This window comes from Streptomyces kebangsaanensis, assembly GCF_001906585.1.
GTDB classification, from domain to species: Bacteria; Actinomycetota; Actinomycetes; order Streptomycetales; family Streptomycetaceae; genus Streptomyces; species Streptomyces kebangsaanensis.
Map to the genome: position 1 here is coordinate 143016 of NZ_JUJA01000166.1, position 594 is coordinate 143609.

The 594-nt window shown below is 64.3% G+C and carries 1 pseudogene; it reads right to left on the reverse strand.

Annotated elements, in window-relative coordinates:
- Positions 1-409, reverse strand: a pseudogene (locus RH94_RS46490) (hypothetical protein); the annotation flags it as partial.
- Positions 410-594 lie beyond the last annotated feature (185 nt).

Genomic DNA, 594 nt, shown 5'->3' on the forward strand with positions numbered 1-594 from the left:
GACTGTGCACTATTCCCACCTCTCCCACATGATCCTCGCCAGAGCCCGTCCGGCTCAGCCCGGTTCCAGCGAGTCGGCCCGCCGCTTCAGGTCTGCCGCAATGTCGTCCTAGTCCGTTCATGCAGCCTGAGGATTTCGGCGGCTTCTCGCAACAGCGCCGGCGCTCGTCCGGCCGCTGAAGGAGCACTAGGTGGTAGGCCAGTTCGCGAACCCAGACCGGCAGATGGACGTCGAGCACGTGCGGACTCAGCTCACGCAGTATGGCGAGGATCGAATCTGCATCAGCGAAGGTCAGCTCTTCGACAAAGTAGCGCTCCTGGTGGCCGCCGGGGAGTCCGGTCCGGGCCTGAACTCGGCTCGCCGATAGCACCAGTTGGCGGAAGGGCCAAAGCAACACTGTTGCGCCCACCGCTGTGCCATGCTGACAAGCAGGCCGAATCCGTCCACGATCTCGCGTTCGCCCGCAGGGGTAGCCATGCACCTGGCTAACGGAACGACTGGAGGAGGTCGGTGACGACTAGGGGGTGACGGTGGAAGAGCGCTTGATCGTGGACTTCGACTCGAACGGCGAGATCCGGCTGTCGCAGTGGCGGG